This is a genomic window from Psychrobacter sp. TB20-MNA-CIBAN-0197, assembly GCF_040309765.1.
Taxonomy (GTDB): Bacteria; Pseudomonadota; Gammaproteobacteria; order Pseudomonadales; family Moraxellaceae; genus Psychrobacter; species Psychrobacter submarinus.
Map to the genome: position 1 here is coordinate 71,247 of NZ_JBEOPC010000003.1, position 25,873 is coordinate 97,119.

The 25,873-nt window shown below is 46.0% G+C and carries 22 protein-coding genes; 10 read left to right on the forward strand and 12 right to left on the reverse strand.

Going from position 1 to position 25,873, the window contains the following annotated elements; genetic code table 11:
* Nucleotides 1-12: 12 nt before the first annotated feature.
* The 3 genes from AAEY83_RS01600 to AAEY83_RS01610 form a co-directional block, all read right to left on the reverse strand.
* Nucleotides 13-573 carry a YecA/YgfB family protein gene (locus AAEY83_RS01600; protein WP_084212609.1) on the reverse strand — a complete coding sequence of 187 codons (561 nt, stop codon included), beginning with the start codon at nt 571-573 and terminating at the stop codon, nt 13-15.
* A 144-nt stretch (nt 574-717) separates the two neighbouring features.
* Nucleotides 718-960: a PA3496 family putative envelope integrity protein gene (locus AAEY83_RS01605; protein WP_025644863.1), complete on the reverse strand. Its 243-nt coding sequence runs from the start codon at nt 958-960 to the stop codon at nt 718-720.
* Nucleotides 961-1,111: 151 nt separating this feature from the next.
* A complete protein-coding gene (locus tag AAEY83_RS01610) occupies nt 1,112-2,626 on the reverse strand; it encodes a hypothetical protein (protein ID WP_025644865.1) in 1,515 nt (504 codons plus the stop codon).
* Between the two features lie 415 nt (nt 2,627-3,041).
* On the opposite strand from AAEY83_RS01610, the gene serB reads away from it, so the two are divergent.
* Together serB and AAEY83_RS01620 are read left to right on the forward strand one after the other, a co-directional pair.
* Nucleotides 3,042-4,295: a phosphoserine phosphatase SerB gene (serB, locus tag AAEY83_RS01615; protein WP_025644867.1), complete on the forward strand. Its 1,254-nt coding sequence runs from the start codon at nt 3,042-3,044 to the stop codon at nt 4,293-4,295.
* A gap of 199 nt (nt 4,296-4,494) precedes the next feature.
* Complete coding sequence (locus tag AAEY83_RS01620; protein ID WP_084212610.1) at nt 4,495-5,493, forward strand: DUF368 domain-containing protein; 999 nt, start codon at nt 4,495-4,497, stop codon at nt 5,491-5,493.
* Between the two features lie 253 nt (nt 5,494-5,746).
* Here the strand turns inward: AAEY83_RS01620 and AAEY83_RS01625 are convergent, their stop codons facing one another.
* On the reverse strand, nt 5,747-5,887 hold the full coding sequence (locus tag AAEY83_RS01625; RefSeq protein ID WP_156923944.1) for a hypothetical protein: 141 nt from the start codon (nt 5,885-5,887) through the stop codon (nt 5,747-5,749).
* Nucleotides 5,888-5,916: 29 nt separating this feature from the next.
* Here AAEY83_RS01625 and aciT point away from each other — a divergent pair, with 29 nt between their 5' ends.
* The 4 genes from aciT (at nt 5,917) to hemJ (ending at nt 8,907) form a co-directional block, all read left to right on the forward strand.
* A complete protein-coding gene (aciT, locus tag AAEY83_RS01630) occupies nt 5,917-6,318 on the forward strand; it encodes an AciT family ciprofloxacin tolerance protein (protein ID WP_227501898.1) in 402 nt (133 codons plus the stop codon).
* Nucleotides 6,319-6,568: 250 nt separating this feature from the next.
* Nucleotides 6,569-7,075 (forward strand): SCP2 sterol-binding domain-containing protein, encoded by a 507-nt coding sequence (locus tag AAEY83_RS01635; RefSeq protein ID WP_025644873.1) that lies wholly within the window; start codon nt 6,569-6,571, stop codon nt 7,073-7,075.
* A gap of 138 nt (nt 7,076-7,213) precedes the next feature.
* Complete coding sequence (gene bioB / locus AAEY83_RS01640; protein ID WP_025644875.1) at nt 7,214-8,395, forward strand: biotin synthase BioB; 1,182 nt, start codon at nt 7,214-7,216, stop codon at nt 8,393-8,395.
* A gap of 77 nt (nt 8,396-8,472) precedes the next feature.
* On the forward strand, nt 8,473-8,907 hold the full coding sequence (gene hemJ, locus AAEY83_RS01645) for a protoporphyrinogen oxidase HemJ (protein ID WP_025644877.1): 435 nt from the start codon (nt 8,473-8,475) through the stop codon (nt 8,905-8,907).
* Nucleotides 8,908-9,007: 100 nt separating this feature from the next.
* On the opposite strand, the gene AAEY83_RS01650 is transcribed toward hemJ, so the two are convergent.
* The 6 genes from AAEY83_RS01650 to AAEY83_RS01675 all read right to left on the reverse strand — a co-directional run bounded on the left by AAEY83_RS01650 (nt 9,008) and on the right by AAEY83_RS01675 (nt 17,240).
* Nucleotides 9,008-9,745 carry a hypothetical protein gene (locus AAEY83_RS01650; protein WP_025644879.1) on the reverse strand — a complete coding sequence of 246 codons (738 nt, stop codon included), beginning with the start codon at nt 9,743-9,745 and terminating at the stop codon, nt 9,008-9,010.
* 157 nt (nt 9,746-9,902) lie between these two features.
* The gene (locus AAEY83_RS01655; RefSeq protein WP_025644881.1) at nt 9,903-10,400 is read right to left on the reverse strand and encodes a hypothetical protein; all 498 of its coding nucleotides are present in this window, start codon (nt 10,398-10,400) and stop codon (nt 9,903-9,905) included.
* 103 nt (nt 10,401-10,503) lie between these two features.
* The gene (gene rph / locus AAEY83_RS01660) at nt 10,504-11,220 is read right to left on the reverse strand and encodes a ribonuclease PH (protein ID WP_025644883.1); all 717 of its coding nucleotides are present in this window, start codon (nt 11,218-11,220) and stop codon (nt 10,504-10,506) included.
* A gap of 160 nt (nt 11,221-11,380) precedes the next feature.
* Nucleotides 11,381-13,132 carry an AMP-binding protein gene (locus tag AAEY83_RS01665; protein ID WP_025644885.1) on the reverse strand — a complete coding sequence of 584 codons (1,752 nt, stop codon included), beginning with the start codon at nt 13,130-13,132 and terminating at the stop codon, nt 11,381-11,383.
* 284 nt (nt 13,133-13,416) lie between these two features.
* The gene (locus AAEY83_RS01670; RefSeq protein WP_025644886.1) at nt 13,417-15,144 is read right to left on the reverse strand and encodes an AMP-binding protein; all 1,728 of its coding nucleotides are present in this window, start codon (nt 15,142-15,144) and stop codon (nt 13,417-13,419) included.
* 302 nt (nt 15,145-15,446) lie between these two features.
* On the reverse strand, nt 15,447-17,240 hold the full coding sequence (locus tag AAEY83_RS01675) for a vWA domain-containing protein (protein WP_025644888.1): 1,794 nt from the start codon (nt 17,238-17,240) through the stop codon (nt 15,447-15,449).
* Nucleotides 17,241-17,576: 336 nt separating this feature from the next.
* On the opposite strand from AAEY83_RS01675, the gene parC reads away from it, so the two are divergent.
* The gene (gene parC / locus AAEY83_RS01680) at nt 17,577-19,865 is read left to right on the forward strand and encodes a DNA topoisomerase IV subunit A (protein ID WP_025644890.1); all 2,289 of its coding nucleotides are present in this window, start codon (nt 17,577-17,579) and stop codon (nt 19,863-19,865) included.
* A 71-nt stretch (nt 19,866-19,936) separates the two neighbouring features.
* The gene (locus AAEY83_RS01685) at nt 19,937-20,296 is read left to right on the forward strand and encodes a hypothetical protein (protein WP_025644892.1); all 360 of its coding nucleotides are present in this window, start codon (nt 19,937-19,939) and stop codon (nt 20,294-20,296) included.
* 318 nt (nt 20,297-20,614) lie between these two features.
* Here the strand turns inward: AAEY83_RS01685 and AAEY83_RS01690 are convergent, their stop codons facing one another.
* Nucleotides 20,615-21,214 carry a hemerythrin domain-containing protein gene (locus AAEY83_RS01690; protein ID WP_025644894.1) on the reverse strand — a complete coding sequence of 200 codons (600 nt, stop codon included), beginning with the start codon at nt 21,212-21,214 and terminating at the stop codon, nt 20,615-20,617.
* A gap of 214 nt (nt 21,215-21,428) precedes the next feature.
* Between AAEY83_RS01690 and AAEY83_RS01695 the strand changes: the two genes are divergently transcribed.
* Nucleotides 21,429-22,952: a cryptochrome/photolyase family protein gene (locus AAEY83_RS01695; protein WP_025644896.1), complete on the forward strand. Its 1,524-nt coding sequence runs from the start codon at nt 21,429-21,431 to the stop codon at nt 22,950-22,952.
* A gap of 173 nt (nt 22,953-23,125) precedes the next feature.
* Nucleotides 23,126-23,962, forward strand: coding sequence for a Cof-type HAD-IIB family hydrolase (locus AAEY83_RS01700; protein WP_025644897.1), 837 nt, complete (start codon nt 23,126-23,128; stop codon nt 23,960-23,962).
* A gap of 110 nt (nt 23,963-24,072) precedes the next feature.
* On the opposite strand, the gene AAEY83_RS01705 is transcribed toward AAEY83_RS01700, so the two are convergent.
* On the reverse strand, nt 24,073-25,692 hold the full coding sequence (locus AAEY83_RS01705; RefSeq protein WP_025644899.1) for an AbgT family transporter: 1,620 nt from the start codon (nt 25,690-25,692) through the stop codon (nt 24,073-24,075).
* Between the last annotated feature and the right edge of the window lie 181 nt (nt 25,693-25,873).

A 25,873-nucleotide genomic window follows, 5' to 3' on the forward strand; every position in this document is an offset into this window, starting at 1 on the left:
GGAATAGCCCTGTTAATCATTGGTATGAAATAATAAAAACAGCTCAGTCAAATTACCTTCGATACTATTGGCCATTTGCGCCATTTTCTTATCATCGCTGCGCATTTGTGTCAGCTCTTCATCTTCATCGTCGATGCCGCTGAATACGACCATAGGCAAGGTTAAAACAGCGACATCTTCAGCTGTCTCTTCGTTCTCAAACCAGTCCTCAGCTTCATCAGCATACATCGCATCGACAAACCCTATCGACCAAGCGACGATATCTGACTCCTCAGAGAAGTCCATCGCCGTGTCTTCATCCTGCGCATCTTCGTTAAATGGCAGCTCAATGGGCTGCTCATTTTTGAGCTCAGCGAGGATAGCTTGACGCCAGCGTTTTACGCCATCTACTACGTTCTCTGGTAGTTTGTCCGCTTGACCATCAAATAGCGCATCCAACCAGTTAGGCAGTGGACGACCGATCACCGTAGCGGTCAAAAACCCATGGGTGGCGATACTATCGAGCACGTAGAGGCTCTCTTGGTTATCCAAAAAATCTAGTAATTGATCAAAGCTCAATGGGTTGCTACTCATGGCGCGCTTCCTTGTCGTTTGGCTGCCGAATTTTAACGCTATTACTCGATTAGGAGGTTCTATATTAAGCGGTATCCGCTTAGCACGACTAGCGTTGTCTTATGTTAGCTCAGTGTGTTGCCCTTTTAGCAAAGGGCGCGAGAGCTAGACCTCGTCATTATCCCAGTCGTCGTCCCAGTCGTCGTCGAGATCATCATCGCCATCATCTTCTAAGTCGTCTTTTAGCGCTTTTGCTAGACGCTTTTCTTCTAATAAATTATCAATGAGACGACGCTTCTCTAAACTGCTCAGACGCGTACGGACACTGGTCTCAGCCTCTTCTACCATCTTTGCATCGTCGTCATCGGCAAATTCATCATCAAAATCATCAATATCAGGATCACTCATGACAAACTCCTATTATTTGTACCAAAAATTCAAAATCATTCACTTTATATATGCCTTATAAAGTCTCTAAAGTGTCTTGTCAATGCTTTTCGTCATTAAGCGCATTTTATCTCGGTACTGATTCGGTACTGATTTTTATTCTCTAGGCGATTTAAGCTTCACTTTCTGTCATCAGCACTGAGTTGCGCACATCGGCTAAGCGCTGCATCATAGCATCATTACCTCCATCAAATATCGCACATTCACGCTCATAGACTGTAGTTGGGCGCTTGACGCTTTGTACCTGCACGTAGCTTGCGATCTGTTTTAGACCTACTTGAGGCAGTAATATAAGCATCTGCTCTTTTTTGCCGACGCTCGCGAGCAGCTGAGTCATCGCTTCTGCTCGCGCTTCATCACTGACGCCTACTTTTGCCGGTAGCGCAAAGCGAGACAGCTCAATATGCTTATCATGAATGATTTTATTAAGCATCAAATACAGCTTGCCTAGCATGACTCCGGCCAGTGCTACTTTTGCGTGGCTATTATCTGCTTTGAGCACCGCTATAGCGCCATTTTCATCAAAGTGCGGCTCATTGACCGCGCTAATTCCTAATAATAAAGGCTGCTTTAACAGTTCAGTCAAAGCTTGCTGCAGGAGCTGAGTACATAAGGCTAGATAAGGCACACGCGTCTCTGGCGCTAAAAGCTCGAGCATGTTGTACTCGTCATGAAAGCTAATATGTACACTTACCGTCTCAAGGGTGCGAGAAGAAGATAAACTAGAGCCCTGCGCGCTAGGTTTAGCCGCATCATACCCTTTGGCGCTTGCCATATCGGTTGTATGACTTTGAGTGGTATCCGCGTCATGCTGCGCTTGGTCCGGACTAGAAGCGCGCGCCGCGCTCTCATTACTTTGAGCGGCACTGCTGCTGGCTGAGTGAGTATCGGTTGAGTGAGTGTCCGCTGATTGCTGAGACTTGAGATAAGCATTCAGCTCACTATGTATAGTTGCCGTATTGACTGCGGCGGCTTTAGTATTTGCTAACGCACTAGCGCTGTCATCAAGCGCGGCTTGCGCATAAGCCTCAGTCTCGCTTTGCTGACTGATCTCATCAGGATAACGGCTATGAGCCTGCGCTCGGCGCGCATACTGCTCACGATGCACATCTTCTATATCTTGACTTAGCGCGCTGATCTGCTCTTTTGTCGGCCGCGCAACATAGCTATAAACCAATAATAGCAATAAATGCAAAATCATCGAGCCAATCACAAACGGCCACTGCATGGTGATAATCTCACCTTTGCTGATGTCCTTTAAGGTGAGCGCGACGCTACCGATCACCGCATCGCCATTAGTCGCTATTTGGCTAATCGTATTGCCTTGTTGCATAGGCGCATTACCTACGGGCACTAACACCTCATCGTTGTTATCTTTAATGACCAATCGCGTGACATCTTGCTCACTAGTATAGCGATTGGCGATAACGCTCAGGCTGACCCGGTCTTGATTCTCTAAAGACAAGCGCGCCTCATCGATAAGCTGAGCGACCATCTGCTCGCCTTTTAGCTGACGACTGTTGCTCAACTGCTGATCAGTACTAATGACTAACAGTAAGGTTTGCAAACAAAAACTAATCAAGATTATGATGGCAAACAATCCTTGCCGCGGCGCTAAATAAGTCATGGTAGAGTAAACTTTTTTATAAGAAAGAATGAAAAACGACACTGTCTATCGTTTTGTGATCGTTTTAGGAAAAGCATAAGGTCAAGTAGCGGCTAACGGCTCTATAGATAAGCTAACTGGTGCTTGGCAAGCTCAGTTTTATCGCCGAACGCTAACGCGCTTATAGCTACTATATCATCATCACGGCTATCATAGTTTATGGCAATAATAAATTTAATGCTCTAAGGTTTAAGCCTAAACTTTCATCCATTTTGCTGTCGTTAAATTAGCGAGCTATTTAGCGCTATTGGCCACCTTTGCGTCTGCCATGAGGCTTTTTTGCATGCTAGATAGTTTGTGCCTCACATATAGGCTTAGCGTACTAAAGCTGTTATTATTCCTAATCTTATCTGTGCATACAAGGGACAATTTAGCCATGCCAAAAAATACGCCTTACTCGTTACCAAAAGACAGCAAAGCATGGCAACAAGCCGTCGATTCTGTCGCCGCGCTGCTACCTAGTGGCACAAGCTTGAGCGACTTTGATGCCTTGCAGTCGCTACCGGTGTTTGCTTTGATTGTGGTGCTACCCGCCCATGTGCCGGCGCTAGATATCCATAACTATGTACAATCTTGGGTGGATGAGCAGCCAAGCTGGCATTTGGTCACGGTAGCCGAAGATGCTGAGGCGAACTTTATTGAGGTTGATGTCAATGTCGCCACAAGCGACGCCGCTGCTAATGCTCAAACACAAGACACCACTCAATCGGCGTTTGTCCCTGCACAAGTGTTCCGCTATCTGCTAGTACCGGCGACAGATACCTTAATGCATCCGGCCAAAAAGGTGGCCGCAGCGCATATCATCGACGATCAGTTAACGACCCGTCTGCGTCGTGACTTGGCTCAGCACTATACTGATAATCAAAGCACTGATAATCAAAGTTCAGAAAATGAAAGTACGGACAACGAAGTCACGCCAAGCTTAGATAGCGAGAATTTAGTCGACTGTCATATCTTATCTATCGGTCACATGCTACGCACGCACAAGTTGGCTTGTTTTGACATGGACTCCACGCTCATTGAGCAAGAAGTCATCGTTGAGCTGGCCAAAACTGCAGGTATTGGAGCAGAAGTTGAGGCCATCACTGAGGCGGCTATGCGCGGTGAGATCGATTTTGATGAGTCTTTTGCCAGACGAGTCGCACTGCTTGAAGGCATTCCAACGACAGTGCTCGATGAGATTTGTGCGCGTCTGAAGATCTCTACCGGCGCTCATACTACAATCACTGCGCTAAAGGCTCTTGGCTATCATACGATACTCGTCTCAGGCGGCTTTACCTACTTCGCTGATTATGTCGCTGAGCGCCTCGGTATCGATGAGGTGCATGCCAACTTTTTGGATATAGAAGAAGGCGAAGTCACCGGTCATATTCAATTGCCTATCGTCAATGGTGATAAAAAAGCGGCCATCGTTCAGCAGACCGCTGAGCGCTTAGGTATTGAGATGACGCAAGTGGTCTGTGTGGGTGATGGCGCTAATGATTTACCGATGATGGCGCTTGCCGATTTAGGCGTCGCCTATAACGCTAAGCCTATCGTCCAAGCCCGCGCCGATGCTGCAGTCAATGTCACCGGACTAGAAGGCGTACTCTACGCGCTTGGCTATCCTGAACTATCGCCGGTGTCCTAAGTCTACTAAGTATAAAATGGGGCAAGTTCCTTTATCGTCCATTTAGCTCGTCACGCTCGGCCAACATCAGCACTTGGCTTAGCGTATGAGCATTTTTGTAGTTTGTAGATCGCAGTCGCAGTACCTCGGACGCTAAATGCCGCCTCCGTAAGTGTATCAATCCTCTTTAGCTGTTTCATTGTTATAAGGAATGTCAATAATGACATCACCCTCACCGCAGCCAAATACGCCGCCCACCCATCGGCCTAACGCCTCTTCCTTTGATAAATCAGCTCAACCTAAGTCGCTCTTTGGTGTCTACATAAAGGGCATGGCCATGGGCGCCGCTGACATCGTTCCTGGCGTCTCGGGCGGTACTATCGCTTTAATCGCGGGTATTTATCAGCGCCTAATCAACGCTTTGGGTAGTATTGGGCCGAGTCTTTGGCAAGTGTTTCGTGCTGATGGCGGCATCAAAGGCTTGCTTGCCGTCTGGCGACAAGTTGATGCGACTTTTTTATTGGTTTTGCTATTAGGTATCGTGACTAGCTTTGCCACTTTAGCCGGCATGATTAAGTACTTACTAGACAATCAACCTTTACTTATTTGGTCGTTTTTCTTCGGCTTAGTTGTCGCTACTGTCGTGATCTTATTGAGCGAGATTAAGCGCTGGACGGCGGCGCGCGCAAGCTTATTTATCGCAGGATTACTCATTGCAGTCTTTATTAGCCAGTTACCGATATCTTCTGCTACGCCAAGCTTGCCGTACTTGTTTTTTGCCGGAGCGATTGCGATTTGTGCGATGATTCTGCCTGGTATTTCAGGCTCATTTATCTTACTGCTCATGGGCGCTTATGATGCGGTGCTAGAAGCGGTAGATACCTTTAATTTGACCGTTATTTTTACCTTAATGGCAGGCATGCTGACGGGATTGCTACTCTTTACCCGACTGCTCAAGTGGCTGTTATCAAAGTATTATCAAGCGACTCTAGCTTTATTAACAGGCTTTATCGCCGGCTCTTTAGTCAAAGTTTGGCCATGGAAAGTGGATGCACTCGGTACGCTCAATAGCGAGACGACTCATAATGTCATGCCTTGGCACTACCCGACTGGCGCGCAGTGGCTAACGACTGTAGGACTAATGATTCTAGGCGCAGTTCTAGTATCACTGCTGTCTTGGTGGGGACATCAAAGCAAACAAACCCGCGCCAACTTTTAATGTTTAGTAATAAGTGATAAGCGATAAATAGGGCGTATTGAACATTCGACCTTGTCACTGACAGAGACTATTTTTTAGGCGATTTGCAGATAAAAATGGTAAGTTTAGTTGTTCTAAGCGTCTATTTTTATCAATAAAGCGGCAAAAAATAGTCCTGTCCCTGCAGGCTGATGCTAAAATCGCCCTAGTCGTTGCGAAAATCTAGCCAATGCAATAAGCATTACCTGCAATTTTCACTTAAACTAGAACTATTTTAGCTATCAGCAGTGCGCATTTGTGAATGTTCAACACGCCCTAATAAGGATACAAAACCTAAAAAAACAGACGTCAACTGTTGTCGCAACCGCACTTTTCTCGCTTTAGCTTTTGCCTTTTTGCTTTCATAATAAGTCATTGGAATTCACCTTATGAATAGCGAGATGAATGATGTTATCGACTGTATTTTCTATGGCGAGTATTGAGACTTTAAGTGCGGCTGGCAATACGAGCGCTTTGTTGGGTTATGGTATATTAGCCAGTCTCATTGTCGCCATTAGCTTGTCTTCGCAGCGCTGGCTACTATGGTATGTATTGGGCGGCGTCGCCTATTGGTTAGCTGTTGAGGTGATACATAGTGGACTAATGCTCTGGACCTCGCTCTCAGAGTGGCATGGCTATGTAGCGGCGATGGGAATCAGCTGGCTGCCCTTATTTACATGGGTACTATACCGCGCTCTGCGCTATGAAGACGTCAGTCAAGCGATGGAGCAAGAGCGCGCACTCGCAGCAGCCCGTTACGTCGAGCACTCGCCTATCTATGATGACTATCAGCCACGATTTGAGTGATACCTCTTTGTTTTTTTCGTTAAAAATGCGCCACTCTCCGGCGCATTTTTTATGGTCTTAAAAGTAGCCCTTAGCTTCAAAACTCTGCTTTTAACAGTATAACAACGAGCTATTGTTACACGATACTTAACGGCCTCTACGCAACTACTAATGAATTGCATTGGACGCATAAGTTATCATTTAAATATATGCTTATAGTGATAATTACTATAGAGTACGCTTTATTTTACTGACCCTTAGGAGTGTTATTATGTTTACTGTTCCTGTTTTAGATATCAAGTCCGATCCATTAGATGTATTGCTTGCAGTTGTCGGCTACCGCTTGTCCATGCTTGCTGATAGTGATAACGAAGAGTTTCAGCAGCTACTGGCGGATCGCCAAGTAGTCATCGAAATTGCTAGCGAAGAAGCAGACATCGCTCGTCATTTTAGTTTCGATAATGGTCAATTTGAGCAAAAAAGCGGCGCAGCTGAAAAAGCGGACCTGACCATCAAATTCAAAGACTCTATGACCGGTGTTAAGCTATTAACTAAAGGTAGCCTGCCGGCCTTTATGACTGCAGTGCAAGAAGGTAAGCTTAGCATTGAGGGCGATTATAGCTTGATGATGTGGTTCAATAAGCTTGCTAAGCATATCGTACCTACTATCCCAGAAGAATGTGAGCCTTATATCACTAAAGCCAAGCCTTACGCTTATAAAGCCCAGCAGTTTGCACAGCATTGGGTAGGCGTCGCGAAGCATAAGCTTGGCAAATAACTCTAATAAATAGCGCCTAAACAGCTTTGTTTTCTCGCGCTAAGTATTTTAATTAAGGTTACGGTATACTAGATGCCGTAACTTTTTTTATGGCCTAATTTTAGAGGCTAACGTTCCATGTAAATTAAAGGATTAATGATGGCAGGATTACTTAGTATCTCAGAACCTACTGCGGTTAATGATAAAGCAGATGACATCAACGGTTTTGTCCCGGCTACTTCTGTACACTCGGCTAAAACCGCTGCTGATCTGGCAACCGACGCGACCCAAAATCAGGCTCGTTTTTCTGTTCAAAAGCGCAGCCGTGCCGAGATAGCAGCGCTATTTGACTTGCCATTTATAGATTTACTGCTTCAAGCGCAGAGTATCCATAGAGAGAACTTCACTGCCAATGAGGTGCAAATTAGCACGCTACTGTCTATTAAGACCGGCAATTGTCCTGAGGACTGTGGCTATTGCTCGCAGTCAGGTCATCACCGTGACAAGACCCAACTGCAAGCCGAAAAACGCTTAGCAGTAGATAAAGTGCTTGCCGCTGCCAAACGCGCCAAAGCTAGCGGATCATCAAGGTTCTGTATGGGAGCGGCTTGGAAGCACCCTAGTCATAAAGATATGCCCTACGTGATAGAGCTTATAAAAGAGGTCAAAGCGTTAGGGCTTGAGACTTGTATGACTCTGGGTATGCTCGATTCAGATCAGGCGAGCCAATTAGCTGATGCGGGGCTTGATTACTACAATCATAACCTCGATACTTCTAGAAGTTACTACGATCAAGTCGTCACTACCCGCAGCTATGATGACAGATTAGAGACTATCGATCATGTGCGTAATTCAGGCATTCATGTCTGTAGTGGTAACATCGTCGGTATGGGTGAGAGCCGTGACGATAGGATCGACTGGGTACATGAGCTGCTCAAGATGCCAAAAGCGCCGGAATCTATCCCGGTCAATTTATTAGTGCCTATCAAAGGCACACCGCTCGGTGACAAGGTATTAAGCGAGGGCGAGCTGCCCGTACTGGAGTGGATTCGTACGATTGCGGTGACGCGTATCTGCTGCCCGAAGAGCTACGTGCGGCTATCAGCGGGACGTGAGAGCTTATCAGATAGCGAGCAAGCATTGGCGTTTATGGCGGGCGCCAATTCGTTTTTTTATGGTGATAAGCTATTAACCACAGGTAACGCCAGTCAAGCCAATGACAACCGATTGATGCAAGAGCTGGGTTTAACTGCGCAGATAGCAGCGCCTAGAGCGCCAAAAGTCGTTACAGTCTTAGATGCGGCAAGCGGTCAGCGCTCCGAGGTGTTACTCACTGAGTAAGCCGCTTTGACATTAGTAAACATCAGCATAAAGCATCAGACATCAGAGCATTAACAAAAAGGTTTAGAGAGTAAGTTATGGCAGATTATTTTAACTGGATTAAAGCGGCGCATATCATCTCTATGGTGTGCTGGTTTGCTGCGATATTCTACTTACCGCGCTTGTTTGTTTATCATGCGATGAGTGAGGACAAAATCAGCCAAGATCGCTTTGTGATAATGGAGCGCAAGCTATATCGCGGTATTATGACCCCCTCGATGATCGCCACTTGGATATTTGGCCTATGGATGGTGGGACTAGGCTGGGAGGTCTACAAAACCCAAGGCTGGCTGCATGTCAAAATACTACTAGTGATTCTACTCTCAGCCTATCACGGCGCTTGCGGTTTTTATCGTAAAAAACTTGTTGATGAGCCGCAATACAAAAGCCATAAGTTTTGGCGCGGATTCAATGAAGTGCCTGTCCTTGGCTTAGTGATTATTGTTATCTTAGTAGTGGTCAAGCCCTTTTAGCACGCTAGCTCACGGCTATTATTTAAAAAGCGTCCGCAACTTATAAGCTGCAGACGCTTTTTTATGTCTGATCATTAGATGTGATTATAGTCTAACTAAGCTATATGGTTGGACGCATAATTTGATAAACGTTACTGAGGTCATAAACCTTATAACGCGCAGGCTCGCGGCGGTTTTCACCGGCATAGCTGAGCATCAGCGCTTGCTTAGCGGACTCATCGACCCAGCCGACAAACAGGCCGCTGTGCTCGACGCCGTTATAGCCATGATTAATGTAATACAGCCAATCTCCTGCTTGTATCTCGTGACTCGCAGCATACGGGCCTTGTCGATAGACGCCTTTATGGACGGTATCGCGAGTCACCCCTGCCCGCTTAAACACCGCATCTAAGTAGTCCCAGCAGCCACCTTGAATAATAGCGCGCTCATTGAGCGCCATAGTGCGTGCGGTACTGATGACCTCGCGCGCGGCCGTGCTGCTTTGGCTCTCGGCTTGGCTAAGTATCGGTAAATATTGGCTATCGACATTATCATAACTGCCGGATAAAAACGCTGGCAAGACTTGTGGCGGCTGATAGAAGGGCTGCGGATAAGAATAACTAGTAGAGCGAGTAGCTGTGTGAGGACGCGCACGTTTTATAGTAGAGCGAGTGCTCACTGTAGCAGCGGGTGCTGCTGAATACGAGGGCGTATAGCGGACATTAGCCTGTGCTGATTTTTGGGCGATAAGAGCGCTCATACTGTCCGCGTGAGCTTGCGCCATAAAGACAAGCATCCCCGCTGTTAAAAGCGACTGATTACCCAAACGCAGCTTTGCGCTCATAGACAAACCCGACATGACCGACTCCCTAGCAAAATAGTAACTATCAAACTTTGATATCAGTTATAAGTTATAAACCATTTAGCTAGGAAGCTGCAAGCATTATCAGCACCAATTAGATGACAAAAGGTATTAAAAATTAGATAGTAGCTCATATATAGCGAAGAGTAGTGCTTTAATCAGCGCTGTCCTGCATCTTAATATTGACATGGCGTTTGCTCAGCGCTTGACCTTGCAATATTGCTTGCGCCGCCTTCGCTTCTTGCACACTGTCAAAGCCGCTGATATGGTATTTGCGGTTATCATCAGCATCTAAGATCTGGATTTGCTCACCAAATAGCGTGACTTTGTCCCCTTCGCTGAGCTGAATAGAGTCGCGCTTGCCGTTGCTATCATGGACCAACTCGCCTGCGCGCACCCATAACACGCCACTGCTGATGACGCCGCTGAGCTGTTTTTTGCGCTGCTGACGTTGCCTGTTAAAGAAAAAACTACCGATAATAAGCAAAGCCAACGCGCCGATAGAGAGGCGCTCAGGCAGTAGGCTCATCGCCATCGCCACGCCAACTGCGCCAACCAACAGTGCTGAGCCAAACCAAAATAGCCCATTATCACCGCTAGGCGGCTGTCCTTGCAAGCTAATCTTCGCACCGTCATCAGTCAACTTAAGCATAGAGACAACCTGTCACAGAATAATAAAACAACTCGTATTTGGCCCGTAGCTAGAAGATCATTAGGGACACGCCCTAGCATAACCCTCTAGCTAATTAAATACCTTACCAGCCTAACGCTGTTTTTTGTAAGTCGACTAGCTCGCTGATGCCTTTTTCAGCTAGTGCCAACATATCATCAGCCTGCGCGCGGGTAAATGGCTTATCCTCAGCAGTGCCTTGTAGCTCAATAAACTCACCTTTTTGCGTCATCACCACGTTCAAGTCGGTATCGCAATTAGAGTCCTCTTCATAATTAAGATCTAGATAAGCTTGACCGTCCTTCATGCCGACTGACACTGCAGCGACCAAACCAATCAGCGGATCGGCTTTGAGCTTTTTGGTTTTCTGCAAGCTCTCTAACGCATCAATCAGCGCAACTGCAGCGCCTGTGACACTAGCAGTACGCGTGCCGCCATCTGCCTGCAGCACATCACAATCAAGATAGATGGTATTCTCACCTAATTTGCTCAGATCGATCATCGCGCGCAGGCTACGGCCAATTAGACGCTGAATCTCTTGGGTGCGACCAGACTGCTTGCCGCGAGCCGCTTCGCGCTGGTTACGGGTATTGGTCGCGCGTGGCAGCATGCCATATTCGGCAGTGACCCAGCCTTTGCCTTTACCTTTTAGCCAACGCGGTACGCCGGATTCGACACTGGCAGTACAAAGCACTTTGGTATCGCCAAAGCTAACCAACACCGAGCCTTCAGCATGTTTGGTATAGTGACGCTCAAAGCTGATTGGACGAAGTTGATCAAGCTCGCGGTTGTCATTACGCATATAGTATCCTAAGGTAGAGTTGGAACAAGGTTATAAAAGCCCTTGTAAAATATAGAAGATATCCTAACGTGGCAGCGCGCCAATAGCAAGATTGACGCAGCGCCATACGCTGGTATAAGCATTTTGGGTGTTATAAATACTCAGCACTAACCCCTATTGTTTATTCTAAACCTTCCATTTTACGCAGTTCTTTACGTAAGATTTTACCGACGTTAGATTTTGGTAGCTCATCAACGAACTGTACATGACGAGGACGCTTGTAGCCGGTCAGTTGTTTTTTACCAAAATCGATAAGCTCTTGTTCGGTGACATCGCCTTTTTTGACTACAAAGATTTTTGGGTCTTCGCCGCGCTCGTCATTTGGCACACCGATAGCGCCGACTTCTTTTACCGCTGCATGCTCGCTCATCGCCTCTTCAATCTCGTTCGGATAGACGTTAAATCCTGAGACCAATATCATATCTTTTTTGCGATCGACAATTTTGATAAAGCCTTTTTCATCCATAATACCGATGTCGCCAGTTTTTAAATAACCGTTTTTAGTAAAGGTCTCTGCGGTTTCATCAGGACGGTTTTGGTAGCCTATCATCACTTGCGGGCCCTTTACGCAGATCTCCCCGCGCTCACCGATTGCCACTTCATTATCATCCTCATCGATAAGCACGACATCAGTGTTTGAAGCCGGAATACCGATTTTGCCAGTGAATTTGGCAATAGTCATGGGGTTAAAAGCCACTACTGGCGAGGTTTCGGACAGACCATAGCCTTCTACAATAGGTAAACCTGTGACCTTGTGCCACTCTTTAGCGACGCTTGGTAGTACCGACATGCCGCCACCGATAGCCGCTTTTAGATTAGAGAAATCCAATTTTGCAAAATCATCGTGATGCACAAGACCGTTGAATAAAGTGTTGACGGCAGGAATAAACGAAGGCTTATATTTATCCATCTCTTTGATCAAGCCATCGAGATCACGCGGATTAGGAATCAGTAAGCCTGTGTAACCTTGATACATACCGTACATACCACAGACCATAAAGGAGAACACATGATACAGCGGCAGCGCGGTCAAAATCACATCATCGCTATTGGCATCATCCTCAAAAGCGCTATTCATAAGGACGCTGATCTGTAGCATGTTAGCGACTAAGTTGCCGTGCGATAGCATTGCGCCTTTGGCCACGCCTGTTGTGCCGCCGGTATATTGCAGCAGCGCCACATCGCTGAGATTGAGCTTAGGACGCTGATATTTGCTGGCTGATACCGAATTCAGCGCTTGCTTAAATGAGGTGCTGTTGGGCAGATTGTAAGAAGGGATCATTTTTTTGATATGGCGGGCAACTAGATTGACCACTGTACCCTTTAGCGTGCCTAACATATCACCCAATTTACAGACGATAACGTGCTCAACCTGACCTTTATCCTCCGCTTCTTGATAAGTTTTCGCGAAGTTTTCAACGATAAATAACGCTTTAGTGCCGCTGTCATGCAACTGATGCGACAGCTCGCGGCTAGTATAAAGAGGATTGACGTTGACTAAGGTCATGCCTGCGCGAATGATACCAAGCGCGACTATAGGATACTGCAAAATATTAGGCATCATCACGCCGACTTTATCGCCTTTTTGGAGACCAAGCGACTGCAAATAACTGGCAATCTGACGACTATAGAGATCAAGCTGCTTGTAGCTGATCGACGCACCCATACAGATATAAGCGGTTTTTTTGCCATAGCGGCGAAAGTTGCGCTCAAAAACATCAAGCAGCGACGTATCGTCTTTTGGCATATCGATAGTAGCGTCAATGCCATAACGCTCATAAGCATTGAGCCAAGGTCTATCGCTTGGGATGTCCGGTATCGTTGGAAACTCATTTTGGATGGCAGGCGATGAAGTCTTGTTATTCTCAGTCATAAGTGGTCCTAAATGATTCAATTTAAGGGGATATTTAGAATGTCATTGTCAAAAAGCACTCTTTATTTAGTAAAATTACTGGATTCTAGTGCTAGCGACTATAGCATTTTTGCTAAAAATTCTCTATTGCTAAGCAAGACCCTGTGACACAAAGAAAAATGCCACAAAAAAAGATAAGGCAGCTTATGGCTACCTTATCTGTGTTTTTCGGTATCAGATATTCAATATCTGTGGTTTTTAAGCTGCCATCATTAGCCGCTTATCACTCGCCAGCTACCCTTAGCTTAAGCGTTGTTTTTGGCTTCCATATCGCGCAGATCTTTATGCAAGATTTTACCGACGTTTGATTTTGGTAGCTCATCGATGAACTCAACATAACGTGGACGCTTGTAGCCCGTCAGGTTATCTTGACTGTATTTTAGTACCTCTTCTTTGGTTAGGCTCTCATCTTGACGCACCACAAAGATCTTCGGCACCTCACCGCTCTCGCCATTGTTGATACCGATGACGCCGCACTCAACGATTTTGGGATGACCGGACATCACCTCTTCGACTTCGGTCGGATAAACGTTAAAGCCTGAGACTAAGATCATGTTCTTTTTACGATCCACGATAGTCACATAACCATCCTCATCCATGATACCGATATCACCCGTTAAGAAATAACCATCATCAGTCATGACCTCAGCGGTAGCTTCTTTACGCTGCCAGTAGCCTTTCATCACCTGCGGACCGCGAACGCCGATCTCACCGCGCTCGCCTAGCGCGACCTCATTGCCCTCATCATCAATGATAGCAATCTCAGTCCCTGGCATAGGCACGCCGATAGTTCCAGTAAAAGTGGTACTGTTGATCGGATTGGCGGTTGATACCGGAGAAGTTTCAGACAGACCATAACCTTGCAAGATAATATTGCCGGTCACTTGACGCCATTTTTCAGCGGTTGAGCTGAGTACTGCCATACCGCCGCCCATAGAGACAAGCAGCTTGCTATGATCCATCGCTTTGAACTTCTCATTGATGGCAAGCGCGTTAAACAAAGTATTGACCGCTGGGAAGAACGAAGGCGGATTGGCTTCATAAGCTTTCATCAGGCTGTCTAAGTCGCGCGGGTTTGGTACTAATAGACCAATACAACCACGATAAATCCCGAACATACCGCAGACGGTAAAGGAGAAAATATGATACAGCGGCAGGGCAGTCATAATGACAGGCTGCTCGCCGCGCTTATCGAATTCATCAAAGGCACTGCCTAAGAAAGTATTACTTTGTACTAAGTTTGCGACTAAGTTTTTGTGCGTGAGCATAGCGCCTTTAGCGACCCCAGTGGTACCGCCGGTATATTGTAGAACAGCAATATCGTTAAGGGTAATATCGTCTGGACGCTTATACTTACGGGCTGGACTCTTTTTCAGCATGTTTTTGAAGCTAACGCTATTACTGATATTGTAGTCAGGGACCATTTTTTTGACGTGACGTACGACAGTATTGACCATAAAGCCTTTGAGCGTACCCATCATATCGCCCATACCAGTAATGACGACATTGTCGACGACATCACGGCCGATATCTTGGTACGTTTTGGCAAAGTTTTCGACCATAATCAGTGCTTTGGCATCTGAATCTGTCAGCTGATGCTCAAGCTCTGAGGTGGTATATAGAGGGTTGACGTTGACTAAGGTGAGACCTGCGCGCAGCACGCCAATGACCGTCACGGGTAGCTGTAAGATGTTCGGCATCATAACCGCTACTTTATCGCCTTTTGTTAGTCCTAACGACTGCAGATAAACAGCGACTTGCTTGCTATATTCGTCTACTTCTTGGAAGCTAATCGACGCGCCCATGCAAATAAAAGCGGTTCTATTACTAAATTTGCTAAAACTGTTTTCAAAGATATCGATAAGTGAGCTGTTTTCGGGCGGCATATTGATATCATAAGTGAGCCCAAGCTCTTCATACGTTTTTAGCCAAACTGGGTTGTCATTACGGGTTGGGTTTACTTGATTTTCCATAATCTTCTTGCTCCTAATAATATAGTAAAGGGTAAAATAATTGATCGGGCACCCGCGTAACCCTTAACATACACACTTTGTATAGACTACTCAATACAAAAGAATGTTACTTGCGTGTGCAAAATGACTTGACGGTTACTATTTTAAAGCAAAAGTATTCATGAGCGACAAAAGCCTGTCTGATACATTAATGGTTTAAGCGTCACTATCTAGCCAACTAAAGTTTCTCAAATCACTGTTCTTAAAATCTCTCATCTATCAATGACGCTATTTTTTAGCAGTTATTGTCTCTACTTTAACCACTATTGTTTATTAATTGCCGGTTGTAGCGCTTCAGCAAGCTGTGTTAATTCGACAAAGCCGCGGCGTAAACCATTAGCATCGTCAACGGTCTGATAGCTGAGACTTTGGTTGGCAAGCTGAGTACTATCACTATATTGCCAATCATTGATATATGGGCTTTGTTGCAAACGCTGTCCAAAGCTTGCTACTGCTACCGCAAACTGAGTATCAGGGTGCGCGCTCATTAAGGAGACTCTTTTATTGACTGTAGTAATTGGCAGCTCAAGCAACTTTGAGGAGGCTTGCGGGGTGGCCTTGTAGCGAATCTTGAGGAAGCCCAGATCCTTATTATTACTGTTATTCGCTAAAGCTTGGGTATTATTAGCATAACGGCGCGGAGCAATTGCGCCCTTCTCACCTCTAGGTGTGATTTCAAATAGCGCGACTACAGCCTTGCCCGCGCCTAACTCGCCAGCATCAACCTTATCGTTATTGAAGTCTTGCTCAGCTAGCAGACGATTCTCGTAGCCAATCAAGCGCCATTCATCGACGTGCGCTGGGTTGAACTCTAGCTGAATTTTGACATCACTTGCAACCGTATTAAAAGTCGCATTTAGCTCATTATCCAAGACCTTTTTGGCCTCGCTTAAGCTATCGATATAGCTATAATTGCCATTACCATTATCAGCGATTTGTTCCATCATATAGTCATTGAGATTACCGCGACCAAAGCCTAAAGTCGATAAGGAGATACCGCGATCGCGATTGGCTTTGACCAAATCCATCATCTCATCGACGTCGCTGATGCCCACATTAAAATCGCCATCAGTCAGCATAAGGATGCGATTGATACTACCCTCTTTTAAAGTTTTGCTCGCCTGCTCATAAGCCAGTTTTAGCGCGTCCTCACCATTGGTCGAGCCTGCCGCCTTTAGGCTATTCACCGCTGCTTGAATCGTCGCCGTCTCGCTACCACTAGTCGGCGCAAGTGCCACTCGGGTGCTGCCTGAATAAGTGACAATACTAATAGTATCCTGCGCCCGCAGCTGCTTGGCGAGTAAGTTTAACGTGGCTTTGGCCAACGTTAATTTATCAGAGGATCTCATAGAGCCTGAGACATCGACCAAAAACACTAGGTTGGCTGCTGGTAGCTGTGCTCTGGCGCTACGAGTGTACTGGGCCGGATCGATGGCCTTGATACCGACTTTGAGGATTTGATTGGCCTGATCGACCCTATCCCAAGGCGAGTCGACAATCTCAGTCTCCACTACAAACGGCGCTTGCCCTAAACGCTGACTGTTAGAGAAATCATAAGGAAAATAATTGATCATCTCCTCGACTCTGACCGCGTCGGCAGGCGGCAGCTGACCTTCGTTGAGATAGCGGCGCACATTACTATAGCTACCGGTGTCCGTATCGATGGATAAAGTCGCTACCGGATTGTCTAAAGTACGGTTGATGGGATTGGCGATGTTTTTTTGATAGTTATCACCAGCTGGCTCTACCACGACGATAGGCGCAGGCCTAATAACCGCTGGCCCTGAGGAGATATCATAAAGTGTATTGGCGCGGCTTATAGATGGACTTGGCACTTGCGACCTTTTACTGTTTTGGGCCACTGGCGCTGATACGACAACTGGTGCTTCAATTAATCCAGCTTCGCTTTCTATGACACGGCTACTATTGTCGCTAGCCGTCATGACGCTTTGCTGTGAGCTACAAGCGCTTAGGCTTAAAGCTGCTAAAATACTGACGACTAAAGTCTTCGTGGTCACGGTGTGTGAGCGCAAGCGATGGTGATAAAAAGGTGACATAAATAACATCCTTGTGATTAGGGATAAGCCTTTATTTATACTACTGAACTGCTAGTATAAAATCCACGTATAAAATGAATCGGTTTACGAATTAACGATCTATAAAACAAAGGCGTCATGGCCTGTCGCCTTGTTGCTTATAGACCTTTTTAATTCTCAGTATTTGCTTTACGATAGCAGTATTATCACACTAACCCTTTGTTTGAGACATTCTTTAAACGCAGTCGACAGCTATATTATGCCTGTATTAGCTTTAACATTGATTGATACCACCCCTTTTTGAACCGATTATTTTTAAACCTATTAAAAGTATTGTTAACAAGCGAACCTTAATTTATGCCTGATATTATAGATAATGATCCTACCCTATTAGCGAGTGAGCCGATGGACAGCCGCTCTGTCGCTGAATTCACTGAACAAGCCTATCTCAACTACGCCATGTACGTCATCATGGATCGCGCCCTGCCCAATATCGCTGACGGTCTCAAACCTGTGCAGCGCCGTATCGTCTATGCGATGAGCGAGCTGGGACTCAAAGCGAGCGCAAAACCCAAAAAGTCGGCGCGTACCGTCGGTGACGTGCTCGGTAAATACCATCCGCACGGTGATAGCGCTTGTTATGAAGCGATGGTGCTGATGGCGCAGCCATTTAGTTATCGCTATCCGCTGATCACCGGCCAAGGCAACTGGGGTAGCCCTGATGACCCCAAATCCTTTGCCGCCATGCGCTATACCGAAGCCAAAATGTCCGCTTATGCCAATACGCTCCTTGCTGAGCTAGGCCAAGGTACGGTTGACTGGCAGGATAACTTCGATGGCTCCTTGCAAGAGCCTGTGACCTTGCCTGCGCGTCTGCCTAATATCTTGTTAAATGGCACGACAGGTATCGCCGTCGGTATGGCCACCGATATTCCGCCGCACAACTTAAACGAAGTGGTGCGCGCGGCTATTCGCTTGCTCAAAAATCCAGGTCTCTCGGTTAAGCAATTGACGCAATCCATACCCGCGCCTGATCTACCGACGAATGCTGAAATCATCACTAGTAAAAAAGACTTGCAGGCGATGTATGAAAGCGGGCGCGGTAGCTATAAGATGCGTGCGACCTTCCATATCGATCCCAAAGAAAAAAACCTCGTCATTATCGATGCGCTGCCCTATCAAGTCTCAGGCAATAAAATACAAGAGCAAATCGCCCGCTTAATGACGGATAAAAAACTGCCTTGGGTCGTCGATATCCACGATGAGTCCGATCACGAAAACCCTTGCCGCATTGTGCTTGAGCTCAAATCAACCCGCGTCGATGTCGAGCGGGTGATGAGTCATCTATTCGCTAGTACCGATCTTGAGAGTAATTACCGCGTCAATATGAATATGATTGGCCTAAACGGTAAGCCGCAGGTCAAAAACTTAAAAGAAATCCTAGAAGAATGGTTAGTGAGTCGCCGCTCAGTAGTCACCCGCCGCGTGCAGTTTCGCTTAGATAAAATCGATAAGCGCTTGCATATCTTGGCAGGCTTACTCATCGCATATCTGCACATTGATGAAGTCATTCGCATTATCCGTGAAGAGGACGATCCTAAAGCAACTTTGATGCAAGATTATAATCTCAGCGAGATCCAAGCCAATGCTATCTTGGACATTCGCTTGCGTCAGTTGGCAAAATTAGAGGAGATTGAGCTACGTAGTGAACAAGACGAACTCAAAGCAGAACGCGCCAAACTACAAGAGTATCTTGATAATCCTGAGAGCTTAACTCGTCTAATGATTGATGAGTTGACAGCGGATATGAAAGAGCACGGTAACGAGCGTATGTCGCCACTGATGGAGCGCGATGAAGCCCAAGCGCTTAAAGAGTCGGATCTGATACCAAGCGAGCCGATTACCGCGATACTCTCCAAAGCGGGCTGGATACGCGCGGCTAAAGGTCACGAGGTCGACCCTCAAGGCATGAGCTATCGCTCAGGTGACGCCTATCAAGCGTATGTGCGCGGTAAATCAAATGAGAAAATCTACGTGCTCGATAGCACAGGACGTAGCTATAGTATTGACGCGCACAACCTCGCCTCGGCGCGTGGTCAAGGTGATCCACTGACCAGCGTACTCAAACCACCCGCAGGCGCAAGCTTTGAGCAGCTACTCACGGGTAGCGACGATCAGCGTATCATCCTCGCCAGCTCTAACGGCTATGGCTTTATCAATACGTTAGCTAATCTTGATAGCAATCAAAAAGCGGGTAAAAAGATCATCAATCTGGCCGCCGACAGTCAGCTGTTGCCAGTAGCTCGTATCGACGCTAATACAACGAGTAGTGAAGATAACGCAGAAAAAGTCACTCCTGATCACGTCGCGGTGGTGACGAATGCTGGCTATTTATTAATCTTTGCACTCGATGACTTGCCGGAACAAGCGCGCGGCAAGGGTAATAAAATGATCACGCTTAAGGGCGATGAAGAGGTATTAGCTATCACGCCGCTAAGCTTGCAAGACAGCTTAATCATTACTGCGGGTAAGCGTCATGTGACTTTAAAGCCGATGGATTTGGCGAATTATACGGGCACGCGTGGTAATCGTGGTGGTCAGTTGCCAAGAGGCTTTCAGAATGTGAGTTCGGTTGAGGTTGGGTAGTCTGGGGTTTATTTATTTAAGTTTTATAAAGCTAGGCTAAAAGTCCAGCCTACGCTTACTGGGAGAATATTATGAGTGAACAACATGTTTTTATTTATATCAAAGACCAAGAACATATTTTAACTGACGAACAAAAAGAAGAAGCATTTTCACTTTTTGACGAAAATATTATCGAATGTGAACATGAACCCTATTTTGATACAGTTGAAAATCTACAACTGACGCATTCAGACATTATTATTACTAGCCCGTTCATGATGACCGCTGGGGACTTTGTAGCGACTAATAAATTTTGGCAATTAGATGACAATGAAGATGAAGAGTTTGAAAGCGACATTAATGAAACCATTTCCATTCGTTCAGAAATATTAAAAGAATTAGAGGATATATTGGCTACTAAGATTGCGGTTGTTTGGGAGCATCGAGATTAGTTTGCGTAGGGTGCGCCACGCGTACCGATAACACTCGAAAATGGTGCGCGTGGCGCACCCTACTACTAACTCATCTTATGATTTTCCTACAAGTAAAACCCCAACCACGACGAATATCAAAAAGAACATAAGCTCACCGCTAGCCCCGACTGTAGCGGTATCCTGCTGAGCTGGGCGAGTTGTGAGGGCTAGGTTTTGGGGTGGCTCGCAGAGCAGGAGACACCCCAAACCGTAGCCCTCGTCTCGCGCGGGTAAGCAGATACAAGCGTAAGGCGGGAGAAGCTACTAAGGATAATTTTCACCGCCGAAAATCAACCCCTACCCCTGCCGTAACCCCAAAATCGGAATCACCAAATCCTCTTCATCCGTGAGATGTTGCTGCAGTAAAGCGGTCACTTTGACTAGCGTTTTATGTAGCTCTTCAGCCAGCGCTTTATCCTCTATCTCACTTCTCGCCAGCTGATCATTTTGAATTTGTAACTTATCGAGCAGCTCATTAAGATACTCATGATCATGGCCTAATATCTCAAAGGCAGGTGCGAGCTTGGGGTACATGCTGACAAACTCTGGGAAAAACCCTTCGTCCTCCACCCCGTGGTGCTGATGCAGTTTGAGCACATGCATATTGATGCGTTTCAATATTTGTGAGCGGTACTCGCTCCAGTCAAACTCGCCGCTGATATAAGCTTCGCTGATTTGCACAAGAATACGTTGGCGTTTGCGTATATTGGTATGTACCTTAAGCCAACCTGAGGTCTTATAAGCGTAGTCCGCGCCAAACCACTGATCGGGCGGCAGCTTATTATATAAAAACAACCAATCCGTCTCCAAGCGGCTATCAGGATGCCTTGGAGCCAGACTAAATAGATTATCGTCTAAAGCCTGCTGACTTGTCTTATTATTGGCAGATAAGGTCATTGAGTTATCCTAATTTATTATGGGGTCGATACTGAGTTATATGGTAATTTTACTCTTTGATTGATAGGGTTAGCTGAGCAAAACACCTTTCTAATATCGATAACAATAAAGCGATAAGCGCTGTATAGACGCCTGATAAATAACATAATCCACCCTGACAAAGCTGCAATCGCTCCTTTATAATAAACGGAATTTATCAAAGTAGGCTTAACTTATGAGTAAATGTATTAGCCTTATCTTTCCGCATCAACTGTTTGCTGATACCTCGCTTTGGCAGGACGTGTGCTACCTCATTGAGGAGGATTTATACTTTACTCAGTATCCGTTTCATAAGCAAAAGCTAGTGCTGCACCGCGCGAGTATGAAGGCCTACGAGCAGACATTAAAAAATGCGGGTAAGACGGTGCACTATGTAGATTCAGTACATGAGCATAGCGATTGCCGCAAGCTGATTGCGAGCTTTATAAGTCACAAGGATGAACCAGATAATGATCAATCCATCAAAAAAATTTACTGTATTGACTTAGTCGATGACTGGTTACGCATGCACGTGCAACAGGCGATATTGGACGCTGATATCGAGTTTGATGTGTCGCCGACGCCGATGTTCTTAAACCCTTTGCCTGTGTATTGTGAGTTTTTTCGCGATACTCGTCTGTTTCATCACGACTTCTATATGGAGCAGCGCAAACGTGAAAAGATTCTGATTGATGACGAAGAAGAGCCGATTGGTGGACAGTGGTCATTCGATAGGGATAATCGCAAAAAATACCCGCGCAAACAGACGCCGCCTGCAATCAAGTTTCCTAAGTTAACTGAGCGTTACGAGGAAGCGCTAGGGTATGTCAAAGATAACTTTAGCGAGCATTATGGCGAGGCCAATGTCGATTTTCGTTATCCGACTACGCATGATGAGGCAGAAGAATGGCTTGAGGACTTTTTAGCGATACGCTTTAAGGAGTTTGGCAAGTATGAGGACGCTATTGTCGCCGATGAGCACATTTTGCATCACAGTATCTTGACGCCGATGCTCAACACCGGACTGCTCACCCCTGAGCAAGTGGTAACGCGCACGCTGGAGGTCAGCGAAGAATACGAGATTCCGCTGAACTCTTTAGAGGGTTTTATCCGTCAGATTATTGGTTGGCGCGAGTTTATGTATGGACTCTATGAGTCTATCGGTCGCAAGCAGCGCACGAGTAACTTTTGGGGTTTTACCCGTAAGATACCGCCGAGTTTTTATACGGGCGATACCGGAATTGTACCGATTGATACCACGATTAAAAAAGTGCTGAAGACGGGATACGCGCATCATATTGAGCGCTTGATGGTGTTTGGCAATTTTATGCTGCTCTGTGAGTTTGACCCTGATGAAGTCTATCAGTGGTTTATGGAGCTATTTATCGATAGCTATGATTGGGTGATGGTGCCCAACATCTATGGCATGAGTCAGTTTGCTGATGGTGGCCTGATGGCGACGAAACCTTATATTAGCGGTAGTAACTATATTAATAAAATGAGCAATTATCAGACCAAGTGCAAAGGCGAGCTGATTGAGTGGGCGGCGATATGGGACGGCCTGTTTTGGCGCTTTATGTATGTGCATCGCGACTTTTTTGAGAAAAATCCGCGTATCGGCATGCTACTATCGATGTGGGATAAGATGGATAACGACCAGCAAAAACAGCACTTAAAAAATGCCAATGAGTTTTTAGCGCTATTAGACAAAGGTAATTAGGGCGTGTTGAACATTCACAAATGCGCACTGCTGATCGCTAAAATAGTTCTAGTCTAAGTGAAAATTGCAGATAATGCTTATTGCATTGGCTAGCTGATTTTATTTAAACAGTCGCAACGACTAGGGCGATTTTAGCATCAGCCCTTACTACAACAATAGGGACCAGGATAACTATGTTTACCGAATTTAAGGCCAGCGGCGCACAGGCAACCAGTAAAATCCCAACGCCAAAAATCATCTTCTTCGATATTGATGATACTTTGAGCCGCGCGGGCATTATCGATAAAACCAATCAAGCGACACTAGAGGCGCTAGCGGATAGCGATATCAAACTTGTCATCTCAACCGGCCGCTCCAAAGCCATATTGCCGCCTGACATTTTAGCGCTGCTAGAAGCGGATGTACTAGACGCGATTATCTGTATGAATGGTCAATACAGCTTCGATAAAAGTGGCAGAATCAGTCACTATCCGCTGACCGATCAGCAAACCGCAAAAATCGTTCATCTGTGCCAAGCGAGCAATCTCATCCACAAGTTTGATTCGGCGACGCATATTTCATGGTCGGATGAAAACGAGCGCCTGCGCGAATTTAATGCGCGCACGCCGAACTCTATCGTCGACCCTAATTATTATCAAACCAATGAAGTCTATCAATGCTCAGTGTTCTTTAATAACCAACTGGAAAAAATGCAAGAGGTGGACTTTGCTAAGGATGATCTCAAGCTGGTGCATTGGCACAATACGGGCGCGGATATCTTGCCGATAGATGCATCAAAAGCGCGCGGTATCCTCGATGTTTGCGCGTATTATGGTGTGGACGCTCAAGACTGCATGGCGTTTGGTGATGGTTTTAATGATTTAGAGATGTTCGATTTGGTGGGCTTTGCCGTCGCTATGGGAGATGCACAACCTGCCTTAATTGAGCGCGCCGATTTTGTCACAGGCACTATTGAGGAGCGCGGGATTCAGTCGGTGCTTGAGCGCTTGGCGCTAAAGGTTACTTCATAAGTACCATAGATAGTGAGTACTAAAAAAAACCCTTGCCATAACCTGACAAGGGTTTTTAGTGTTACACAGATAGCTATTGCCAATCCTGCTACCGTAGCGATAAAACCAGCTTATCTAGCAGGATAGAATGTCTCTGCACCAGGCCCAACAGGTAGACCCAGTACAAATACCCAAATCGAGAACAAAATAGTCCAACCCATCAAAAATGCCATCGAGTATGGTAGCATCATTGCCATTAAGGTTCCGACCCCAGTGTCCTTTTTATAGCGAATAGCCACTGCCAAAATAAGACCAAAGTAGCTCATCATCGGCGTAATAATATTAGTGGTTGAGTCGCCAATACGGTACGCCGCCTGTATCATCTCTGGCGCGTAGCCTGTGAGCATCAGCATAGGTACAAAGATAGGTGCTGTCACTGCCCACTGTGCTGACGCTGAGCCGAGCATAAGGTTGACCAGACCACAGATCAGGATAAAACCAACCAATAGCAGCGGTCCAGTTAGGCCAACATCACTTAAGAAAGTCGCGCCAGATACCGCCATTACCGAGCCTAAGTTTGACCATTTAAAAAACGCGGTAAACTGTGCAGCAAAGAACACCAAAACGATATAGATGCTCAGTGAGCTCATCGAGTTACTCATGGCGTCGACGACGTCTTGGTTATTTTTGATACTGCCGGTAATCTTACCGTAGATATAACCTGGTATCGCAAAAAACACGAAAATAAAGACCACAATGCCTTTTAGAAATGGTGATCCTGATACTAGACCCGTCTCTGGGTTACGTAAGATACCGTCTGCAGGGATGATGGTCCATGCTAGCAATAAGCAGAATATGAGCATGCTGATACCGGCCCATAGTAGACCCTTTTTCTCAAGTGCGGAGACTTTTTCGATTTGCGTCTCGAGTACTGAGGCATCATCAGCATCTTTAGGGTTGTATTCTCCTAAGCTTGGCTCAACGATTTTTTCGGTGACAAAATAACCTAAACCACTGATCAAAAAGGTACTGGCGATCATAAAGTACCAGTTGGCTTCTGCCCCAACGATATAAGCTGGGTCAATGATACGCGCCGCTTCTTGGGTAATCCCTGATAATAAAGGATCCACTGTTCCTAATAATAGGTTAGCACTATAACCACCTGACACCCCAGCAAATGCTGCGGCTAGACCAGCTGATGGGTGCCTGCCTAATGAGTGGAAAATCACTGCTGCTAGTGGTATCAGTACTACATAACCCAGCTCAGCTGCCGTGTTCGACATAATACCGGCGAATACGACGGTAAAGGTCACCATCTTTTTTGGGGCATTCATGACCAGACCTCGCAGTGCAGCCGATATCATACCCGAGTGTTCAGCGATGCCGACACCGAGTAAGGCGACTAGAACCGTACCTAGCGGCACAAAACCTGTAAAATTAGTCACCAGATTTTCGACGATACGAGCCAAGCCTTCACCGTTTAATAAGTTGACGACTTCGATCATGCCGTCAGCGCTGCGGCCACTGGTGCCCTCTGGTCTTGGGTCAATGACTGATACGCCAAAGTACGACATGACGGCTGAGAGCAGCAATAACAGCACTGACATCCAAACGAATAAAATAACAGGATGCGGTAATAGATTACCGAGCCACTCGACCCCTTTTAAAAAACGCTGCATACGCGAACTGTGCGCGCTTGCCTCAAAATTATTATCTGGCGGATTGCCATTTGGTGAGCCATTTTCTTGCATAAAACACTATTTCTATCCTATGTTTGACCAGTATCAGAACTTAGTAAGACTCTAAGTTCTGAACAAAGTTTTGAATTCAATCATAATTTTGAAATGAAAACAAACTATTTTCATGGGATATAGAAACAATTAGTAATAAACAATATTGAAATGACTAGTAGCTAAAGAGTTAAGGTACAAA